Raw genomic sequence first — 19,740 nt, forward strand, 5'->3', positions numbered from 1 at the left:
TTTCATCCTTGTTGCTAAGGTCTATTAGTGGTGGGTATCGCCTATCCCAAGCTCTCTCACATCATCCCACTCGGCGTCTTTGGCGGCAACAAAACCTTTCATATTTAAGGCTTTAAGTAAGCTTTGTTGCGCTTCATCTTGCCCCATACTAAGAAAAGCTTGCTGCACAGCGGCTAACACTGGCGCTTCCACATTGGGGTGTGCCGCGATAGCATGAGGTGTAAACCCTGGCGACTCCCATAATATGCGTAATTGGTCTTTAACCGTGCTGCTTTGAAAAGTGCGCGGAATCCCCCCGCCAGCTGGGTATAAACCCGCAGCCACAGCTCGATAAACCGAGTCATGCGACCCAACATAAAACGGATTAAAATCAATTTCTTGTTGAGCTAAGTAACCTCTAAGCACCACACTAGCAGCAAACGCATTGGGTGCAGGAAAAGCCATTGATTGAGAATCTAAGTCACGCACATTATTGATAGTAGTATCAGAATCTTTACTTGCCACAATAATACCACTAAGTTTTTTATCTTTTGATTTTGCGAAAGCTTGGTAACCAGGTTTATCTGAATAAACCTGGTAATGATAAGGGTTCATATAGGCAAAGTCGTATTGCCCTTGAGCTAGGCGCTTTTCAAACTCAGCAATACTTGGTGCAGTTTTAAACTCTAAGAGATGACCACTATGCTGGCTAACGGCCTCCAAAAGCGGACTCCATTGCAGCGCCAAACGGGTAGCAGATTGCTGCGGCACAATGCCAAAGGTATAGGTTTTTGCCTCAGCCTTTGACATAAGAGCGGCAAAAATCACCAGCAATAAACATACTAACAATACCGTAACTTTTATTTGCATACGGCGTTTGGCCTTATATTGCTTGCTTTTTAGCTCAAACAATTCTTGTTGCTGTTTACTCAATGGAACGCGACTTCCTTTCGCCGTTTGTATTATGAAAAACATATCATATCCTTATTGAAAGTAGTTGAGAGTTAACGAGAATTCTTTGCAGATACCCCTTGAAACGAGGAAACATGTCGGTAATTCGTGAAGTTTCTCTCAATAACTCGTTTTTTAAACTTGGATTAAAACGATCGTTCATCACAACCCCGAGTAAGCGAATATCTTCAAGGCTAAGATCGTTAATGGCCGATTCAAAAGCAGGCCGAGAAGTAACACCTGCCATCATGGTGATAATGCTGGCGTCACACGCCGATAAAGCTCGAGCGGCGTGAAGGTTGCCACTATTGGTTTGATTGATCGCCGAGGTATCAAACAACACTAGCTGATAACTTTCCTTCCATTGCTCTACCCACTGCTCAATAGCTCCAGGTTCTCTTAGCTGCACTAAGCTCACTTTGTCCATTGGCACCGGCAGATAATCTACGCCAGATTGTTGGTCTTTAATCACCCCAAGCACTTTGCCGCGATCCCAACCTAAATCGAACACTGGCACATCAAAGTGACGGGGATGATGTAGGTTAAAATCCACCACAAGTACACTTCGTCCTGCTCCAGCTGCACGCCTTGCAATGGCATCAACTAAGGTAGAAACGCCCTCTTCTGGCTGGCTGGCACTCACACCAATGCAAGAATGCTGTTTCACCGGTAAGCGTTGATACACTCGCTCTAGTTCTTGATAAGTTGACGGTAAGCTAATCATATAAGACTCCAGTAATCGGCTAATTTAGTGGTGCAAAGGCTTATAGAAAACCTAACAGCGCGCTAATGGTGACAATGCGGAACACATCTTCCATGCCTTGGCGGGCCTTATGCCAGCCGCTCTCTTCACGTGAAGGAATATACACAGTGTCGCCAGCGCGAATCACTGGCAACATGCCAAAGTCACCGGTTTTAGAGAACTCAAGTAAGTTGAAGGTGCGGGCTTGGTCTTTACAGCAAGACAAGTTAACTACGGTAATCTTTTCTGGGAAGCCATCGTTATCAACACCACCCGCTTCGGCTAACAAGTCTAATAGCGTCATGTCATCGTTAAAGCGGTAACGACCAGGCTTGTTCACCGAGCCAAGTACGCGCACGGTGCGCTCTTTTTTCTCCGACAACCAGTTACGGTCTTTTTCTGGAATGTAGATAGAATCACCAGGAACTACGTTTGGCAGTAAGGACTCATCACCGGTTTCAAAGTACATCGCTAAATCTAATTTAGACACACGAGAGTGTTTGCCATTGCGATGACTAATTCGCACATTGCTAATGTCCGCTTGCTCCGCTGGGCCATCGGCTGCTGCTAAAATGTCTAGGAAGTGCATGCTAGGGTCAAAACGGTAGCGACCAGGTGCAACTACTTGACCAAATACGTAGATAGAATCTTCTGAACGCTGACGCACCCATTGTGACTTGTTGTCGCTTGGATCATCTGGCAATTGCGGCACCATAATAGTGGTACCCGCTACTATGCGTGGCATGCTGTTATTGCTAATTTCGCCATTTAGGTAAGCGTTTAAGTCAAAGTTAACCGAACGAGTATTACCGTTTGAATCGCTAAACAACACGGTAATTTTAGCCATGTCGGCATTGGGTTTAGGGCCACCTGCATGAGCTAACAAATCCATAAGGTTCATCTCGTTCGCCCATTCAAAACGACCAGGACGATTAACTTCACCCATAACCTTCACTGCGCGATTAGGCGATACTTTAGTCCACGACTTTTCATTTAAATCGGTTTTCTCTGGGATGAAAATCGCATCACCAGCGGCTATTTCTGGTAACTGAGAGATTCGTCCTTCGGTAAAAGATTGCAAGTCAAAACGCTCTACCGAACCATTGCTACGAATTACACGAATTTGGCGAGTTTCGGCAAAACGGGTTGGGCCACCAGAGTTAGCTAGCACATCTAAAAAGCCAGCAGATTTGTTACCTTCGTAAGCACCGGGCTTAAATACTTCGCCCATTACATACACGGTGTTTGCGCCCGCTTTAATCTCTTCTTCTTGCTTAGGTACAAAAATAGTGGTGCCAGCGCTTAAACGGGGCATCATCTGGCTATCGCCAGTATCTAAATAGCGTTTTAAATTAAATAGTTGTGGGTCACCGTTGATGATAACGCGGATCTGTTCAACACTGGCGTAGCGAGTCACACCACCTGCTCGCATTAGCATATCAACTAAGGAGGCAGACTCTTTAAAGGAAAAGCTACCAGGGTTATATACTTCACCAAATACTTTTACTGCAGTGCGATCTTCAGCGGCGTCCCCTTTATCGTTTAAGGCTTTTGGGTCAAAATCTACTGCTACATTGCCAATTTTAGGTGAGGCAGGAACAAACAATACATCTAAAGACTCAAGCTCTGGCAGTACACTTAAATCGCCAGAATCTAAGTAGCGTTTATAGTTAAATACTTGTGTTTCATCTAAGCTTTCGCGGCGCAGTTGCATGCGGTCTAATTGCGCACCAGAACGTAAGCCACCTGCGGCTTGAATCGCCATTTGCACACCAGCACCTTGTGCCAGTACTACTTCACCCGGTTGGCCCACAAAGCCCAGCACACTAATGCGAATACGGCGCTCTTCTAACAATACTTTTAGGCCAGCAAGATCACGGTAAGCTTTTGACAATTCGCGCTTAATCTTTTCTTGCATTTGCGCTTCGGTAAAGCCCGACACCATGATTGGGCCAACTTCTGGCAAAATTAAACGGCCGTTGCGCCCTACTTCAAAGTTCTTATCAAGCGAGGCTTCTCCAGGGAGAATAATTCTTACTACATCACCCGCTTGCACTTGTGGTTTAGCTGCATGAGCTTGTGCGCTAAATACAATACTTAATACAAAACCAAACAACATCCATGCTGCCACTATGTACTTACACAATTTAAAGAATTTCATGACAAGCTCCTTATTTAACACGCAAAGCGTGCTGAGCGAGGATGTTGCTGTCAGCATCAATAACACTGATGGTAACGCGGCGGTTAGAATGGCGAACAGCATCGCTGTTACCTTCTAAATACGGTTGAGAGTCGGCTACGGCAGCCACTTCGATTAGCTGTTCGTTCATGCCTAGTTCGGTCATAAACTCGGCTACGGCCTGTGCGCGGGCTAAAGATAAACGCTGTTTGTAATTGTCATCGCCCTTGCTATCGCTATGCCCAGTGATAATTAGCGAGACCTTACTGGCTGCGATAATTGGCGTTAGATTACGAAGCTGATCTTGGTAAGCAGGCGTAAGCTCGCTAGAGTCATAAGCAAATTGATTATTGCTGTTTAATGCATCGCTAATGCTTACCATTAATTGTGAAGACTGAATATGTCCTAAACGGTCGGTTTGGCAAGCACCACTCTCGGTTACGCGGTCCAAACGTTTTTCCAACATACTTAAAAAATGCTGCTGAATTTCAATATCGTTGGCGGCATCAAAAGTTAGCCCGCCTTCTAGTTCGCGCAAAATGCGCTGCTGCTGCATACGTGCTTGTGTAACCGAAGCAGGGAAACATAACTCTGCCCCTTCAAGCACCAATAAATCTAACTGGTGTTTTACTAATACAGCTTCAAACTGCAGGCCATGTTCAGGGCCTAGCTCGCGAAGATCGGTAGTGCCAGTGTCACCGTCCATCCAAGCCAAGATAGCGTGTTGATGCTCGGCAAAACCACCGCGTCCTTGTTCTGGCCAGGCGGTACAAGCTGTGGTCATGGTTAACAATACGGGGATGATAATGCTACGCATAATAGGCTCCTGAAGCTCAGCTTAAGCGGCGATTGAAGGTAAAGTATCAGTGGTATGATTTTGGCTAGGTAGCGTATCAATCATGGTAATGATGTGGTCTACACGAAGCATAACCAGCAAATCTCGAGGCTGTTGTTGAGCACCAAGTAACACTAGTTGACCGCCTGCCGCATTAATGCGTTTAAACATAAATACCAAGGCGCCAATGCCAGATGCATCTAAAAACTCTACTTGGCTCATATTCACAATCACCAATTTGCTTGCTGCGTCGGCACAAATACCTTCGAAGGCTGCTTTATGCTCGGCGCAAGAATCGGCATCAAATGCGCCAACAATAGAAGCGGTAAGGTTTCCTTGGTTTGAAGTAGTTAGTTGCATTTTCATAATTCGCTCCACAATTCTTGATTTCAAGACTGATAAAGCGAGTTTTATGCCAAACTAAAAATATTTAATAAATACAAAAAGATAGAGATAAAAAAGAGTGATAAGGAGGGTTTTAAAATTAAGAAGTATTCTGATTTCGCAAATTGCAATTTGCGGGTGACTGCCAGCCTAGTAGTTAAACGCCCAAGCACTTGGTTTGGGCGTTTAATGGCATAAACACGCTAAAGTTTAAATTGGCTAATCATAGTGCCTAACTCATGGTTAATTGCCGCAATATTCTGAGTTTCACTACGCTGGCTTTGCCCTTCACTGTTTAGCTTTTCAACCATGTCGTGAATCTGATGCATGCTCCGGTTTATTTCTTGAATCACAATGTTCTGCTCGCTGGCAGAGGTAGAAACCTGGCTATTTAGCTCGTTAATTTGATGAATAAAATCACCCAATTTTTGCAAGCTGGTTGAAGTTTTATCCGCCTCTTCTACGGTATCTGAACAAGTATGTTCGGTGCTGCCTATCGACGATACCACCAAGCTGGCTTCTTGCTTAAGCTTGGCTAAGGCCTGCTCTATTTCGCTGGTACTACTTTGAGTACGGCTTGCTAAGGCTCTCACCTCGTCGGCCACTACCGCAAAGCCGCGACCTTGATCCCCTGCCCTTGCTGCTTCAATAGAAGCATTTAGTGCAAGCAAGTTGGTTTGCTCAGCAATACTACCAATCACCTCTACAATGTTTTGAATACTCGAAGTTTCGTTATTCATGTTCTCTACATTGCTAGAGGTTTCATGAATTTCACTGGCTAAGGCTTCAATTTTTTGTTGAGTAGATTTAATGGTTTGGACCGAGTCTTCGCCACTTTGGTTTGCCTCAGTGGTGTATTTAGCCGCGGCTGAGGTATTGCCAGCCACTAATTCTGCGGTATTCGACAACTCTTCAATGGCTGCAACAATCTGCGTAGTCTCGTTGGTATGCTGCTGCAAAATGTCACTGCTACTTTTACTGTGCTGGTCTAGAGTATCTATACCTGAAGATAGCTTAGAGCGGGCAGCGTTTATTTCTAACAACATGGTTTGCAATTGAGCAATAAAGCCGTTGATACCCTTGGCAATAATGCCAATGTCATCATCAGTTTTGACTTCTAAACGCTGAGTTAAATCGCCACTACCTTGGCCGAGCTCGGTTACTAAGTTGCGTAACTTAATAATCGGTTGATAAAGCTGGTTTAACACAAACAGTAAAATAATCACCGACACCAATGTTGCGGCTGCAATAATGCTGGCCATTTTGTAGCTTGTGGCTTTAAGCGGCGCAAAAGCCGTTGCCTCGTCGACCGTAATCATTACGTACCATTCATCATCACCCAGCAGCTTCACTTGCTGGCTAACAAACAAGGTAGTTTGTCCACCCACCTCGGCGGTTTGTATTGCTTGCTCTTTGCCTATAAGGCTTTGGTAAACGCCGGCAAACACTTCAACATCGGCAATGTTGTCTTTCTGTTTTACTTGCTCATTGGTAGAGGCCAACACTAAGCCACTTTTGTCTAATACCAAGCCCGTTGCTCCAGCTATTTCGCCTAACGAGCTCAACTGTTCTTGTAAGTGGTCAAAACGTAAATCGGCCATAATGATGCCATCTTTAATCGGATGCATTACCCCCATCATTGGCACACCATCACTACGAGTAAAAAACACATCGCTTAACGACAAGCCACTATTACGTTTCGCAGCTTGGTACCAAGGCCGTTTACGTGGGTCGTATTTGTCTAAGCGACCAACACCATTAGGAAACGACTCAGAAGCCCTAGAAACAAACGACGACCCATCATCAAAACCAATAATTACTTTATACACTCCACCTAAACGGGCGGTATATTCAGTCATGGCTACGTGGTTATCGCCAATATCCTTTTCCTGATAGAGCTTTGCTAACTGAGTTACTGCGTCGGTTGTACGCTGAAAAGAGGTTTCAATCTCTTGAGTTTTCTGGTCAATAGTATGATGAATATCACGAAGTAAACTATCGGTTATTTGATCTTTGATCAGTGTGTATGAGAGGTAACTTGTTACAAGTAGAGATAAAACAAGCATAGATGCCATTGCCGACAACAAGCTTGATTTAAAGCCAAAGCGATTCATCCTTTTCACCTTTTGTAATATTTTATAACTTAATGTATTACAAATAGGCAACGATTAATGTTAGGTACTTCAACAAAATTAAACTTCGCTTTGCGACTAACAAAAGGCTTCAAAAAAACACACGTATGTCACTAAATTGCACTAGGTTGACTGAACAAAATAAGCACAAAGTACTGCTTTAATAGCACTACCAACTTAAGAGCCTTAAGGCACAAAAACACGAAAAATCAGAAAAGGAAGGCCCAGCCGATAGATTGAGCGTAAAAGCTGTTTCAGTATCCTACAGCGCCTTTATCTAAGCGAACTATTAGGGTCTGTTGATCTTTGGTGTTGAAGTTTTGCTCGAGATAAGCGGGCTTTAATCGCGGCGAGCACTTAGAAGCCTAGTGGGCTAAGCAAGAAGTGCTTAACAAAGAGTAAAGTTCGCTTACCCGAACCCTTCGGGCAGCATTTATTAGCCATTTACTCAGCGTTAGCGAGTGATTATTAAGCCCACTTAACTGCACACTCACTGCCTTGCCTAAATGGCTAATAAATTGCTGCAAAAACCATCAGCAAAGATCAACAGACCCTAGCTAAAGCTATGAAGATTTTTTAACAAACTGAGCGGTTACCATCATGTCGCCAGCGCCATCTACTTTGCAATCTAACTGGTGATCTTTGCCATTGGCCATGCGTTTAATCACCGCTTTAGTGCCAATCTTTAGCACCAAAGAACTGCCTTTTACTTTAAGATCTTTAGCCAAAGTAACTTTATCCCCTTCGGCCAACAACGTGCCATTGGCATCCTTAACAACCACCTTCTCTGCTTCTGCAACTTCATCGGGGTTCCATTCAAAGGCGCATTCTGGGCAGATAAGCTGGCTTTGATCTTGATAAACATATTCAGACTGGCAATTGGGGCAAGCGGGAAATGACATCTCTTTAAACTTCTTAAATTTTACTTAGCAAACATGATACTGATCGTGCGCGCCAAGAGCGAGTAAGTACTACCAATTTTATCGGAACTTCATTGCGCAACAACACTAAAATATTGATTACTTTGTTAAATACATTGCCATTTAGGCAAACTGCTATACCCTAGAGAAAACATTTCGTTTTGTCATTTATCACCGATACCTGGCTTAGCGCTCATTTATTTGTTGAGACAGCCTAATGACAAAATTACGCCTATCCTACCAAACGGTTGAGTTTGGAAAAACCGATATACACCTGTGCACCTTACGCAATAGACAAGAGTTTCACGACCCAGCAGGCATTGCCGAAAAGCTCGGTATAAGCTCTGCCTCTTGGCCAATATTTGGTGTAGTTTGGCCATCAAGCTTTGTGCTCGCCCACTACATGGCCGACTATGACACAGGCACCAAAAGAATATTAGAAGTAGGCTGCGGTATCGGGCTCAGCAGTTTATTGTTAAACAAACAACTTGCCGATATTACCGCCACCGATTATCACCCCGAAGTTGAAACCTTTCTCAACAGAAATACCAAGCTAAATGGCGACAAAAGCATAAACTATGAAAGAGTTGGCTGGGCAGATGAACACGACACCCTAGGGCTGTTCGATGTGATAATTGGTAGCGATTTACTCTACGAGAATGAACATATAGACCAACTGGCTAACTTCATTAACGACCACTCAAAGCCTTCCAGCGAAGTAATTATTGTAGATCCAGGACGTGGCCGAAAAAGTAAGTTAAGTGCAAAAATGCTCGAGTTTGGCTACACATCAAGCCATGCCAAACCCGTACATACCGACTACATTGATGAAGTTTTTAAAGGGTATATTTTAACCTTTAAGCGAGCGCAATAAGCAGCAAACACATTATAAAAAACTCGACGAGCCCTTAGTACTCTTAAACAGTTAATTGCTTGTTCGAGACTAAACTAGAGCTCTAATGCGTTTTGCAGGCATGCCCCCAACAAGTGAATCTGGTTCAACGTTTTTTGTAACAACCGAGCCTGCTGCCACAACAGAACGAGCCCCAATAGTTACGCCTTGGCAAACAACAACATTTCCACCAATCCACACATCATCTTCCACCGTAATTGGCAAAGACGTAACCTCCCATGTTCTACGGCGCTGATAGTCTAAGGGGTGAGTTGGAGTATAAAACTGCGAATTTGGGCCAATAAGTACATTGCTACCAATTTTAATAGGGGCGTTGTCTAGCATCGTAACCCCCATATTAATATAGGTATTATCACCCACAGAAATGGTCTTGCCGTATTCACATAAAAAAGGCGGGCAAATAATACTGCCCTTACCTAAATGCGCTAATAGCTGAGCCACATAAGGTTTGGCAGCTTCAAACTGTCGTTGATTTATCTGTTGGAGTAACTCAAATGCTTTATTTCTAATTTGTGCAAGTTCAGGACTATCAGCATCATACTCCTTCCCTAAACACATATTCTCAAACTCGCTCATTGCACTTCCAATAGCTATTATCGGCTGTCCATTGTAGCAAAATGGAAAAATGAAAAAGTGGGACAAGCCACACCAATGCAGCTATGCGGCAGCTACGGTAAACGCGCTGCTGTTCAGCTAAGAGGCAACATCAATTGATTCACTAGGTATTAATAGTAATGCAGAAAAACAAACTGGCATTGCTTACTTCCGGCTTTTCTTGCCACTCTGCATGAGCCTGCATGATAGTGCTTCTTATAAGAGATATTGCTGATGTGTTTGGCAAAGCTGAGAGATCACTGGTTCCCTGATATTTTTGAGAGTGGCTAAGTTTACCATCTTCAGATTTAAGCCAGCCTTCCCAGCCATGCACTTGCGTATTATTTTGTTCGACTAGCTGAAGCAGCTCCATTGCATCGGTATAGCCTAAAACTAGCTCATCCTCTGATTCGGATCTTTCTTTAATATCTTTCAAGCTGTACATAATTGTGACACTTAACGCTTTGCTAAGCGGCAACAAAATAGTTGGCAAAAATTAGCGATGAATGAGCAAAAGCCAACTGTTTTTTGTCCATTTAAGCAACTTGTTATGTGTATTATGTACACCACTCTGCGAGTACATCTGATGACGAGAAACCGTGCATCATAATTTGATTTGGATCTTCACCAAAACCCAAAGCAAATTCATTTTCATTGTCTAATGTTAGGAGCCAGCTACCTTTACTTTTTGCAATAGCCCAAATCTTAGAGTTTTTATACCTTTCAAAGTCACCATTTTTTGCACATGTAGATACAACCTGTGCTTCCACAGGAACTATGACACTTGCCAACAAATCTTTAGACAGCGTTTTAACGAAGTCTTCATAAGTTTCACCTTTTGGGGTAATGACTTGTGCATCTCTAGTTAGTGCTGCTTTAATTTTTGATAATGCTTCAGACTTATTCATACACATAACATTTGTATATTGCGCATGCGCGTTTACCTCATGAGACCAGTGAACACGCGCATACTTAATCCTTTAAATTTAGAGAAGAAACAACAATGAGGTTCAATACACTTTTGGGCAAAACGCGCATGCACAGTTAACAAACCTATTATCTAATTCAACACTAAGCTAAGTAGCTGATACTAAGCCTTAAATTTTTCCACCTCAAGGATAAACGCGCAAAGATTAAACTTTTTATTTGGCAAAAATAGGAAGTTGCTTATCGGCGCAAAAAGCAACAGCCAATCAAACTTGCTTCTTAGTAATAAGTGTCAGCCTCTATTGCCCTTTTCCCGCTAGTACTACCCACACCGTTTTAAGCAGTACGCTTATATCTTGGTATAACCAAGAACTGCATTGACTAAGGCTTAATGCGTAGCAATGATCGTAAGCGAGCTTTTGTTTAACGTCTTCGATTGAGCAATCATAGGCCAAGTTTACCTGCGCTAAACCGGTAATGCCGGGTTTTACACCCACAGTGCGTTCACTATAAAAAGGAATGGAGTTTTCTAGCGTTTGATAGAAAACTGGGCGCTCTGGTCGTGGCCCAACCAAAGACATTTCGCCTTTAAGTACATTGATGAGTTGGGGTAATTCATCAATTCGGGTTTTACGTAAAAACCGCCCCACTCGAGTAATGCGTTTGTCTTGCTTTGCCGCCCAAACGGCACCAATGCCAGATTCGGCATCGGCCCGCATACTTCTAAACTTAAAAATGTCGAACAGCTGCACTACATTGTCAGACATTAAACCTACTCGGGTTTGCTGGTAGAAAACCGGCCCTTTACTATCCAGCTTTATGGCTAATGCCACCAAGGGAAATAAGGGACTAAATACCAACAGCAATAGTGTTGCCCCCAGCACGTCAAATAGCCTTTTACCTACTGCAACTAAGGGGCTTACAAAGCCACTTAAGTAGCGACGCTGTAGCTTTTTAAGGAGGTAATCTACACAGCCCATCATGCTAGAAAAGTGCCCTTCTACTAAATAATTTAGGCTGCCTATTGCGTTTGGTAGTTTTGCATTAGGCATAAAGCGCGGCAACATCGCTAAACTGTAAGCCACAACCTGCAAAGCAAATAACACTGCAAATACTGCAGATTGCGCAGCTAACACCATGGCCCCAAAAAAGCTGGTGAGCATAAATACAGGGATGGTTACTCGTAAGGCTTTGCCTGAGAAGAAGGTAAAGGCCACCCCTTTAAAACGCGGTAGCAACATATGACGAAGACGAATGAGTTGCTGTAAGTTGCCCGCTCCAATGCGCTTTCTGCGGCTGCGATCTTGGCTGTCGGCGGCGTGTTCGAGCTCTAATGCGCGAATGTTTGGTTCGTAAACAGCCTTGTAGCCTTGGGCGACTATGTCCATTGGAATCACAAAATCATCGTTAATGGTGTCGTCTGGCATTACTCTAAAAAGAGACTTTTTAATCAAATAAAATGCGCCATGAGCGCCCAAAGGTGCGCCCATGTTTGCCTCACAACGTTTCACTTCGCGTTGGTAATTCCAGTAAGCCTGCTCACCTACCGAACCAGGGCTTAGTAGATGATAGTAACCACACACTACGCCAACTTGCGGTTGGCCAAAATGCTGAGCTGCAATTAACATTGCGTCTACCGAAATAAGCGCTGATACGTCAGACAGTGCCACAATATCCGCTTTGCTTTGCGAAATGTGCTGGTTAAGCACAGCCACTTTGCCTTGGTTCTGCAGCTGTTCACATATTTCTATGGAAAAACTGCAAAACGTTAAGTCTTCTAAACACGCTCTTGCCACGCTGGCGGTATCGTCGCTGCAGCCATCGCATATCACTTTAATGCTTAAGCGGTCTTCGGGGTAATCTAAGGTAGCGAGGTTAATCAGCTTTGCCGCAATGTAGTCTTGCTCGTTATAAGCAGGAATAAGTAACTCTATGCTGGGCAATTGCTGGTCTTGCTCGCGTTGGTGATATTTGCGCGCAACGCTTTGAATTTCATCCTCGGAATTTTGCGTTTTGTCTTTGCTCAAAAGCTTTAACAACAAAGGATATAAAGCGTGATGATAAACCACCAAGAACATTGCGATTAAGGTTACATAAATTAATGCGTTCATGATTATCCCCTTATAAGAAACGGTGGCGTAAGGCCGCGTAATTGCGTGCGGTAGTGCGTAAATCGCCCGACTGCTTAACAAATTGGCGTGGATTTCCGCTACTCGGTTTTTCGAGCTTAAGCTCTAAAGCTTGCGCCATAGCAAACGCAGAACCTGGCTCTACCACTGTGCCAGTGCGCGGGCACAAGGCTTCGGTAGAGGCACCTACATTAGTCACCACTGCTGGTACTTCACAGGCTTGTGCTTCTAAAATAACCAGCGACAAACCTTCAAAATAAGACGGTAAACAAAACAAATCTAAACTTTGGTAAAAGCGCGGCATACAATCTAGTGCGCCTAAAAAATGTACCCGATGGCTAAGGTGCAAACTATCTACTAATTGCTCTAAACCTTGGCGTTGGCTGCCGTCTCCGGCAAAGGCCAAGTGCACATCGGCAGGTAAAAATGGCAGCGCCTCAATTAATACGGCTTGGCCTTTCTCTACTTCTAAACGCCCTGCACATCCAATTATTTGGCAGTTATTAGGTAATCCTAAGGCCTCGCGAGCGGTGAGTTTATTGCCGGGGGTAAAACTGTGAGTGTCGATGCCGTTTTTAATCACTTGTACATTTTCGTCGGTTACACCTAAGGCAGTTTTTAGTTCACCAGCTACCAAATTGGCATCGGCCACTAGCATCGGTTTAACCCATTTAAGAATTGCACCTTGCAAAATGCGACGACGCTGCTGGCGCAAATGCCAGGCGTCGTGCTCGGTATGAATAACCACCTTAACCCTGGCTAAACGTGCAGCAATACCACCATAGATGAGCGGCCCAATGTGATGAGTGTGCACCACTGGCACCGCCCAGCGGCGAAACAAGTTGGTAAGTTTCCACAAGGTTTTCCAGCTAAAACCAGCTGGCTTGTTTAAAAACATTAGGCGGTCGGCAAAAGGAATCAAACGAGGCCATGCGGCTAAGGCTTCTTCTTTAGTACCTTCTAAAGAAATGATAATGCCTTGCTCATGCGCTTCTTCCATGCGCTGTAGGTCAAGCGCCATAGTTTCGATGCCGCCAGGTTGTAAGTGTTGTACTACTTGGATCCAAATACTCATTGGGTCATCCTCTTTAATGCGATTCTTTAAGCGGCGGAATGCGGCTTAATACCGATACGCCTGCGATGTCTTCAATTTCTTTAATGGTGCGTAAGCTTGAGTCTGTGAGCTCGGCAATCACCGCTAAGCTAATTCCTATGGCTATGCCTCCCACTAAACCAGCAACAACAAACATCCACAAAGGTAAGGTTGAAGGGCCACTGGGTGTGTAAGGGCGGTCGATAATTTTGATCCGATCAGACTGTTCAAATACGCCAAGCGCACCGGTTACTTGCGCCATCTCATAGCGAGTGAGTAAATTTTCATAAAGGCTACGCTTAACCCGCAGGTTACGGTTTAGAATTCGCAACTGCTTCTCTTGCTCACCCACCGATCCCACTTGGCGCTGTAAAGAAGACGCTAAACTGCGTAATTGCGAGACTTCTTCGGCCAATGCGTCTACGCGTTGGCGGGCAATCATTAAGGCTTCAACCTGCACAATCAGCATTTCGCCATTAGACTCGGTAATAGAAATTTGCTGCTGCAATAAAGCCGAACTGTCGTGGTTACTGACTGCCGATTCGGGATGCGCTAATACTTGAGCTCGCTCTTCTTCTAAATGACGCAATACCCGTTTAACCGCGAGAACTTTTGAGTGACCTTCGGTGTAGCGTGACATCAAGGTGGCTAACTCGGCGCGGTTAAGCACTATTTGTTCTTCTAAACGGGTTAATACTGGGTTGGTGCGCGACAATTGTTGATCGATGCTACCTAAACTTTGTTTAGCACCCGCTAGCTCCGCTTCTCGTTCAATAAGGCGTTGGCGAACTTGCGATAAACGCTCAATGTTCGCAGAATGCTGCTCTGGTAATGCATCGGCATGTTGGGTGCGGTAAATTGCCAGTGCTTCTTCGGCTTCTTCTAGCTCCATGCTGCTTAGGCTTAAGTGCTCTCGCAAAAAGCGCTCAGACTCTTTAATTGACGAACGTTCTGGCGCTAGTAATTGCTCTACAAAGTGCTTAGAAACGGTTTCTAATAACTGACTCATGCCCTGAGGATTAGGCGATTTATAGTCGATGCGAATGAGATCTTTACCAACCTGACGAACGCTTAACGAAGCCGACAATCGATTAATCACTTGCTCTTTTTTGCTGGCGCTGTCGGTTTCAAACATCAAACCTTGTTCAATCGCTACTTCGCTCAATACGTGGCGGCTGTGCAGTAACGTGGTTAACGCTTCCATGCGCCCTTCTACGTTGGCCGACACGGCTAAGTCTTCGAGAAATGGGTTTAAGCTGGCGGTTTCTTGCACCAACATACTGGTATGCGAGGCATACTGCTTGTCGGTAAACATTGATACGAGTGCTCCCGTCACTGGCATCAGAAGTATTGGCAAGACAATTAGATAACGTCTGCGCCATAGCGCATCAACGATTAAATAAACTCTTGGTAATAATTCGCCCATTACATTCTCCACTTGATTCAAGTGTTGAATAGCGAATTTCATACCAAGATTTTTATTTATTAATAATCAGCAACTTAAAATCACTTTCACTTTAGACAAGGTGGTGAACTTGCATTTTGCAACAACCTCCTTGGAATGGCTGAATTAACAGCTAAATTTGAGCGACTCAGCTTTAGAAAACTGTTGTGAGGTCCATACATCTTTAATTTGTGGCCAGCCCCAATCTGTCATCGCAACGCCTTGCAACACGTTTTGAAAACGCAACGATTGCCAATGGTGAAACAAGGGCAAACACCAATATTCACTTACTAAGGTATTGGCCAATGGCGTCATCTTGCTGAAGTAGTCTTGCAGCGCGGAGGTTTCACGAACGTCACTAAGCTGGGCTTGCATCCATTGCCAATTATCGCTGCCGACACAATGCTTAATAATCGGGTCGTTAAACAACCACCGAAACGCCGATGCTGGTCGGTTATCGTCTAAGTTGTAACTTGTCACTATCAGGTCTTGGCTTAACGTATTTTGTCTAGCAACATGGTTTAATTCGGCATAGGAATACGCTGTTAGTTGAGTGCTTACGCCTACTTGATTAAGCAACTTGGCAATGGTTTCGGCGTACAATTGCAAATCATCATGTTGATAAAAGCCAATGCTAAGCTCGTTGGGTAGCGGGACGCTCTCTGCAGCCAAACTAAAACAGTCTGGCCAAATATCTAACAAACTAAAAGCAGGCTCTACGGCCATACTTTGTAAACTTTTTTCTGCTGCAAGCAAAAGTGCTTCGGGCTGCAAATAGCTTGATAGCCAGCGCCTTTGGCTGTAGTTAAGTGTTTGCCGCTGTTGATTAAACAGCAGATATTGGCAGCCAAATTCTAAACGTTGTTGTAGATGTTGAGGCTGGCTTTGATCATTGCTGGTAAAAGCGTACTGGCCCTCTTTTGCAGCCGAACTTTTAGCGACAAACCAAATGCTCACTTCGTCGGGCAAAGCGCGATAACCATGATAGCTAGAATTTGCCTGCAAATGGATCCGCTGACTATTGTGGGCAATTAACGTGAAGGGGCCAGAACCAATCACTTGCTTACTGCTCTCCCCTGTTTGGCTAAGTTGCAACGCAGGTTGAATGGCATACTTTGGGTCTGCCAATAGGCCAGCAAAGCCCTGGTCACTGCTGGCTAAGGTAAATTCTACCGTTAAGGCGTTAGCCGCCTTAACACCAGTGACATGGCTTAGTTCATGTTGATATTGGGCATTAGTTTGCAGCGTATTAAACAAGGCGGCAACAGCATGGGCATCGATTACACTGCCATCGTGAAATTGCAGCTGTGGTCGCAAGTAAAAGCGATAAACCTTGAAGGACTCATCACACTGCCAATGATGGGCTAAGTCTGCATGAATGTTCCCCTCGGCGTCGCACCTAACCAAATTAGCATACAGCTGCCGCAGCAAATAACGCTCACTATTACGTAGCAACAAGTGAGGTAATACAGCCGAAAAAGGCCGCGAATAGGTTAGTTGCAGATTAAGAGAACCATCTCGATGGCTAGCACCAGAAGTAGCAATAAGTAGCCGGCCAAACCATTGTTGGTCATCGTCTAGTAGGGCTAACGCAGCGCTATAATCTCCAGAATCAATTTGTGCCTTAGCCAAATGTTGCTTTAGATCGGCTTCGCTAAACAACAAACTCAAATGTGAGCGCTGGTTGCGACCAACACTTGGCTGCCAATTAAGCCACCCAAGCTCGGCCATGTGTTTTAGCAAAGTTCGGGCATGTCGTGGGCTAGTGCTTACCGCCTCTGCAATATCGGCCAAAGCCAGCTTAACCGGTTCTTTGGTGCCAAACTTAGTAAGCTTTAAGTAGTACCTTAGTAGTTTAATCGCCTGCAAAATCCTACCTCATTTATCGAAACAACTTCCTCATTTTAGCTTTATTTAGAAAAAACCTCAGAAAAATGGCAGAAAACTACATGTAAAGACAATATAAGGAAATTAAAATCCAAAGATCATCTGTTTTTCATTCCGCTTAATGGGCGCAAAATAGCCTTGTGTTTAACAACAGCTCTTAGAGGAAAACAATGACTAGCCTAGAACTTAAAGCCAATCAACAGCTTATGCACTATCGCAAAAACATAAACCATTTGAACAGCGCGCAAGTTAAAGACAAAGCCAGTGATAAGCTAGTGGCTGCAGCCTCTCCTGCCACCATGGCCAAACACACAAAACAACAGGCGCTGCATAGCCATAGCCCATTGGCCCAAGCTGCACTGCAATCGATGCTTAGCTTATGCCAATGGGATGTATCTAACTTAAGTGATGAAGAGCTTAGCAAGCATTTTTAGCTTGCTAGCTTAAAGCGACCAACGTTACTTTCTTGCTGATTTGACAGCGCGTTTAAGCGCTGGCCTTCAGCAGCTAGGGTATCTAATGTTTGGCTGTTTTCTTTCGCTTGTTGAGCTAATAAAGCCATTTCCTTGGTGATACTGCTAGCTCCTTCGCGCTGCTGCTCGGTAGCAGTACTAATGCTGTGAGACATATCCCTAAGCTGCTGAATATCTTCACCTACCTCTGAAATCGCCTCAGATAATTGATTATTTAAGCTCACGGTATCACCCATTTTGCTACGGCTTTCGTCCATTAGCTCCATAGACGTGCTTGCTTGCTCTTCTAGCCGGGCCATTACTTTGGCAATTTGCTTCGTTTGCTCGCCAGTACGCATAGACAACAACCTTACTTCGTCGGCTACTACCGAAAACCCGCGGCCATACTCGCCAGCCCTTGCCGCTTCAATCGCTGCGTTTAACGCCAGCAAGTTGGTGGCATCGGCAATGGACTGAATAACTTCCAATACCGATTTAACGTCTTGCACATCACTTAACAAACTCTCCATAGCCCCATGAGTACTGTAAATATGCTGCTGCAAGGCTTGAATAGTTTGCTGGTTTTGCTGCATAACGCTGGTACCGCTTTTTAAACGATTGTCTGCACTTTCCGTTTGATGGAAGGAATCACTAGCAATGGTGGCAATCTCTTGGCTGGCATTCGCCATTTGTGTAATGGCGCTACCAACGCTAGCTAAACTGGTATTCTGATGGTCGTTTTTGCCTTTAATTTCACCAGTTATATTGGCATTGCTATTAGCCATGGTTTCTAGTTCGTTAGTCACTTGTGCAATTTCGCTTAAAGAGCGGTTGGTATTCTCGGCAACTTCATTCACCCAGCCTGCTACTTTGGCAAATTCACCATTCCAGTGATGTTGCATATGTAAGGTAAAATCCCCTTTGGCCATTGCCTGTGTAACCTTAGCCAAATCATCTATCGGTCGTTTGATTAAACGACTAATCGAAATACACGCAGCAACTGCAACCAATAAGGCTATAAAACCGGCAACGCTGGCGCTAATGCTTACCTTTGTCACCAGGCTTTCTGCCTCGTTAACCATCGTATCGGTTTGGCTATCAATAGTGCTTACTAACTGCCTAAGTGCGGTAATTTGTTTTTCGATTTCGCTTTCTAACTCGGTACGTTTTAAGCCGACTTGCTGAATGTTTCGTTTGTTTTCAAGTATCCGTGATAACAAGCCTTGAGGCTGCTGCACATGCTTAATAAAGAATGCCCAGTTACTTTGAATATCGGCGTGACTGTTAATCGATTCCACTTCAAAGCTTAAATCTTCAAAGCTAGTGCTTAAACGAGTAGTGCTGGAGCGAATAGTTGCGAGTATTTTGTTCACCGCATTTGGATCGTTTACCGACACCAACTCAAATGCCTTAAGCTGAACGCGTTGCGAGGCGGCCATATACGTTCGGTAGATATCGCGAATATACTGATCTTCCAAGGCGTAAGGTTCAACCTGATACCCCATGTCGTTATACAGCTCGGTAGATTGCAAAATAAACTGATTAAACAATTTAGTCAGTTCGTCGGCTTCGCTATAGCTTTGTGATAACGCTTGGTATACCGCCACCAACTCCTTGTCTAACTGGTGCACCATAGACTTAGAAGCAGAGAAACTAGCAATAATAGACGTTTGTTGTTGAGCAGTTGAGCCGGCGATAGCTCGCTCTAATAAAGACTCTGTAGCATCGCGCTGTTGTTGCCAGCCTTGGTACAGGTCATCCAATTGTTGTTGATTATTCGAGGTGAGAATTGCCAGAACCAAATGGTTCATTTGTAAGTATGCGGCTTCTACCTCAGAAGCATTTTGTAAGGCCACCAGGGATTGTGTTGCTAAGGTTTGGTTGCGGCTTTGAATATTATTTAAGCCCACAATGGCAATAAGAATTGCTGTAACAAAAGTACTAGCAATGACCGCTACCACCGTAACCACTTGCCGCGAAATCGACATTTTTCTCAAGCGATTGAAATAGTTAAATCGTTCTACCATGCTGTACCCCATAACCAACAATACTTTCCGTAGTGGTTATTGACGTTAACGAGGGTAAACATTTTCAGCAATAACAATTCGGCTATTTTATGGATAGGATCAACAATTGTTTCTCAGTTGATATAGGCTTTACTTGTTGGTTTTAAGCTTTT

General features: G+C 44.2%; 17 protein-coding genes. 2 read left to right on the forward strand and 15 right to left on the reverse strand.

What is annotated here, in order from left to right; genetic code table 11:
- Positions 1-24 precede the first annotated feature (24 nt).
- The 7 genes from ACYFDN_RS06040 to ACYFDN_RS06070 form a co-directional block, all read right to left on the reverse strand.
- Positions 25-954 (reverse strand): phosphate/phosphite/phosphonate ABC transporter substrate-binding protein, encoded by a 930-nt coding sequence (locus tag ACYFDN_RS06040; protein WP_483510341.1) that lies wholly within the window; start codon positions 952-954, stop codon positions 25-27.
- Position 955: 1 nt separating this feature from the next.
- The gene (locus tag ACYFDN_RS06045; protein WP_016400561.1) at positions 956-1,654 is read right to left on the reverse strand and encodes a P-loop NTPase family protein; all 699 of its coding nucleotides are present in this window, start codon (positions 1,652-1,654) and stop codon (positions 956-958) included.
- 40 nt (positions 1,655-1,694) lie between these two features.
- Positions 1,695-3,833 carry an SLBB domain-containing protein gene (locus ACYFDN_RS06050; protein WP_016400562.1) on the reverse strand — a complete coding sequence of 713 codons (2,139 nt, stop codon included), beginning with the start codon at positions 3,831-3,833 and terminating at the stop codon, positions 1,695-1,697.
- Between the two features lie 10 nt (positions 3,834-3,843).
- Positions 3,844-4,668 (reverse strand): OmpA family protein, encoded by an 825-nt coding sequence (locus ACYFDN_RS06055; protein WP_483510343.1) that lies wholly within the window; start codon positions 4,666-4,668, stop codon positions 3,844-3,846.
- A 21-nt stretch (positions 4,669-4,689) separates the two neighbouring features.
- The gene (locus tag ACYFDN_RS06060; protein WP_483510344.1) at positions 4,690-5,052 is read right to left on the reverse strand and encodes an STAS domain-containing protein; all 363 of its coding nucleotides are present in this window, start codon (positions 5,050-5,052) and stop codon (positions 4,690-4,692) included.
- A 221-nt stretch (positions 5,053-5,273) separates the two neighbouring features.
- Positions 5,274-7,184, reverse strand: coding sequence for a methyl-accepting chemotaxis protein (locus ACYFDN_RS06065; RefSeq protein ID WP_483510346.1), 1,911 nt, complete (start codon positions 7,182-7,184; stop codon positions 5,274-5,276).
- 581 nt (positions 7,185-7,765) lie between these two features.
- Positions 7,766-8,104 (reverse strand): zinc ribbon domain-containing protein YjdM, encoded by a 339-nt coding sequence (locus tag ACYFDN_RS06070; protein ID WP_483510348.1) that lies wholly within the window; start codon positions 8,102-8,104, stop codon positions 7,766-7,768.
- A 235-nt stretch (positions 8,105-8,339) separates the two neighbouring features.
- On the opposite strand from ACYFDN_RS06070, the gene ACYFDN_RS06075 reads away from it, so the two are divergent.
- Entirely contained in the window at positions 8,340-8,996 is a 657-nt protein-coding gene (locus ACYFDN_RS06075) for a class I SAM-dependent methyltransferase (protein WP_483510350.1), read from the forward strand.
- Between the two features lie 69 nt (positions 8,997-9,065).
- Here ACYFDN_RS06075 and ACYFDN_RS06080 read toward each other — a convergent pair whose 3' ends face one another.
- The 7 genes from ACYFDN_RS06080 to ACYFDN_RS06110 form a co-directional block, all read right to left on the reverse strand.
- A complete protein-coding gene (locus ACYFDN_RS06080) occupies positions 9,066-9,611 on the reverse strand; it encodes a sugar O-acetyltransferase (protein WP_483510351.1) in 546 nt (181 codons plus the stop codon).
- Positions 9,612-9,753: 142 nt separating this feature from the next.
- Positions 9,754-10,074 carry a hypothetical protein gene (locus tag ACYFDN_RS06085; protein ID WP_483510352.1) on the reverse strand — a complete coding sequence of 107 codons (321 nt, stop codon included), beginning with the start codon at positions 10,072-10,074 and terminating at the stop codon, positions 9,754-9,756.
- A gap of 112 nt (positions 10,075-10,186) precedes the next feature.
- Positions 10,187-10,537 carry a hypothetical protein gene (locus ACYFDN_RS06090; RefSeq protein ID WP_483510354.1) on the reverse strand — a complete coding sequence of 117 codons (351 nt, stop codon included), beginning with the start codon at positions 10,535-10,537 and terminating at the stop codon, positions 10,187-10,189.
- 318 nt (positions 10,538-10,855) lie between these two features.
- Positions 10,856-12,667, reverse strand: a complete 1,812-nt coding sequence (locus ACYFDN_RS06095; RefSeq protein WP_483510355.1) for a sugar transferase — start codon at positions 12,665-12,667, stop codon at positions 10,856-10,858.
- A gap of 10 nt (positions 12,668-12,677) precedes the next feature.
- Positions 12,678-13,760: a glycosyltransferase gene (locus tag ACYFDN_RS06100; protein WP_483510357.1), complete on the reverse strand. Its 1,083-nt coding sequence runs from the start codon at positions 13,758-13,760 to the stop codon at positions 12,678-12,680.
- A gap of 13 nt (positions 13,761-13,773) precedes the next feature.
- Entirely contained in the window at positions 13,774-15,204 is a 1,431-nt protein-coding gene (locus ACYFDN_RS06105) for a Wzz/FepE/Etk N-terminal domain-containing protein (protein ID WP_483510358.1), read from the reverse strand.
- 144 nt (positions 15,205-15,348) lie between these two features.
- Positions 15,349-17,091, reverse strand: coding sequence for an ABC transporter substrate-binding protein (locus ACYFDN_RS06110; protein WP_483510359.1), 1,743 nt, complete (start codon positions 17,089-17,091; stop codon positions 15,349-15,351).
- Between the two features lie 188 nt (positions 17,092-17,279).
- On the opposite strand from ACYFDN_RS06110, the gene ACYFDN_RS06115 reads away from it, so the two are divergent.
- The gene (locus ACYFDN_RS06115) at positions 17,280-17,543 is read left to right on the forward strand and encodes a hypothetical protein (RefSeq protein ID WP_483510360.1); all 264 of its coding nucleotides are present in this window, start codon (positions 17,280-17,282) and stop codon (positions 17,541-17,543) included.
- Here ACYFDN_RS06115 and ACYFDN_RS06120 read toward each other — a convergent pair.
- Complete coding sequence (locus ACYFDN_RS06120; protein ID WP_483510361.1) at positions 17,540-19,588, reverse strand: methyl-accepting chemotaxis protein; 2,049 nt, start codon at positions 19,586-19,588, stop codon at positions 17,540-17,542. The genes ACYFDN_RS06115 and ACYFDN_RS06120 overlap by 4 nt on opposite strands.
- Between the last annotated feature and the right edge of the window lie 152 nt (positions 19,589-19,740).

This window comes from Agarivorans sp. D1326 (assembly GCF_056958115.1).

What these genes read in the sequence shown, in the direction of transcription:
- ACYFDN_RS06070 (WP_483510348.1), bottom strand. Translation starts at nt 8,104, where the DNA reads ATGTCATTTCCCGCTTGCCCCAATTGCCAGTCTGAATATGTTTATCAA.
- ACYFDN_RS06045 (WP_016400561.1), bottom strand. Translation starts at nt 1,654, where the DNA reads ATGATTAGCTTACCGTCAACTTATCAAGAACTAGAGCGAGTGTATCAA.
- ACYFDN_RS06060 (WP_483510344.1), bottom strand. Translation starts at nt 5,052, where the DNA reads ATGAAAATGCAACTAACTACTTCAAACCAAGGAAACCTTACCGCTTCT.
- ACYFDN_RS06105 (WP_483510358.1), bottom strand. Translation starts at nt 15,204, where the DNA reads ATGGGCGAATTATTACCAAGAGTTTATTTAATCGTTGATGCGCTATGG.
- ACYFDN_RS06055 (WP_483510343.1), bottom strand. Translation starts at nt 4,668, where the DNA reads ATGCGTAGCATTATCATCCCCGTATTGTTAACCATGACCACAGCTTGT.
- ACYFDN_RS06095 (WP_483510355.1), bottom strand. Translation starts at nt 12,667, where the DNA reads ATGAACGCATTAATTTATGTAACCTTAATCGCAATGTTCTTGGTGGTT.
- ACYFDN_RS06090 (WP_483510354.1), bottom strand. Translation starts at nt 10,537, where the DNA reads ATGAATAAGTCTGAAGCATTATCAAAAATTAAAGCAGCACTAACTAGA.
- ACYFDN_RS06115 (WP_483510360.1), top strand. Translation starts at nt 17,280, where the DNA reads ATGACTAGCCTAGAACTTAAAGCCAATCAACAGCTTATGCACTATCGC.
- ACYFDN_RS06065 (WP_483510346.1), bottom strand. Translation starts at nt 7,184, where the DNA reads ATGAATCGCTTTGGCTTTAAATCAAGCTTGTTGTCGGCAATGGCATCT.
- ACYFDN_RS06100 (WP_483510357.1), bottom strand. Translation starts at nt 13,760, where the DNA reads ATGAGTATTTGGATCCAAGTAGTACAACACTTACAACCTGGCGGCATC.
- ACYFDN_RS06050 (WP_016400562.1), bottom strand. Translation starts at nt 3,833, where the DNA reads ATGAAATTCTTTAAATTGTGTAAGTACATAGTGGCAGCATGGATGTTG.
- ACYFDN_RS06120 (WP_483510361.1), bottom strand. Translation starts at nt 19,588, where the DNA reads ATGGTAGAACGATTTAACTATTTCAATCGCTTGAGAAAAATGTCGATT.
- ACYFDN_RS06075 (WP_483510350.1), top strand. Translation starts at nt 8,340, where the DNA reads ATGACAAAATTACGCCTATCCTACCAAACGGTTGAGTTTGGAAAAACC.
- ACYFDN_RS06085 (WP_483510352.1), bottom strand. Translation starts at nt 10,074, where the DNA reads ATGTACAGCTTGAAAGATATTAAAGAAAGATCCGAATCAGAGGATGAG.
- ACYFDN_RS06080 (WP_483510351.1), bottom strand. Translation starts at nt 9,611, where the DNA reads ATGAGCGAGTTTGAGAATATGTGTTTAGGGAAGGAGTATGATGCTGAT.
- ACYFDN_RS06040 (WP_483510341.1), bottom strand. Translation starts at nt 954, where the DNA reads ATGTTTTTCATAATACAAACGGCGAAAGGAAGTCGCGTTCCATTGAGT.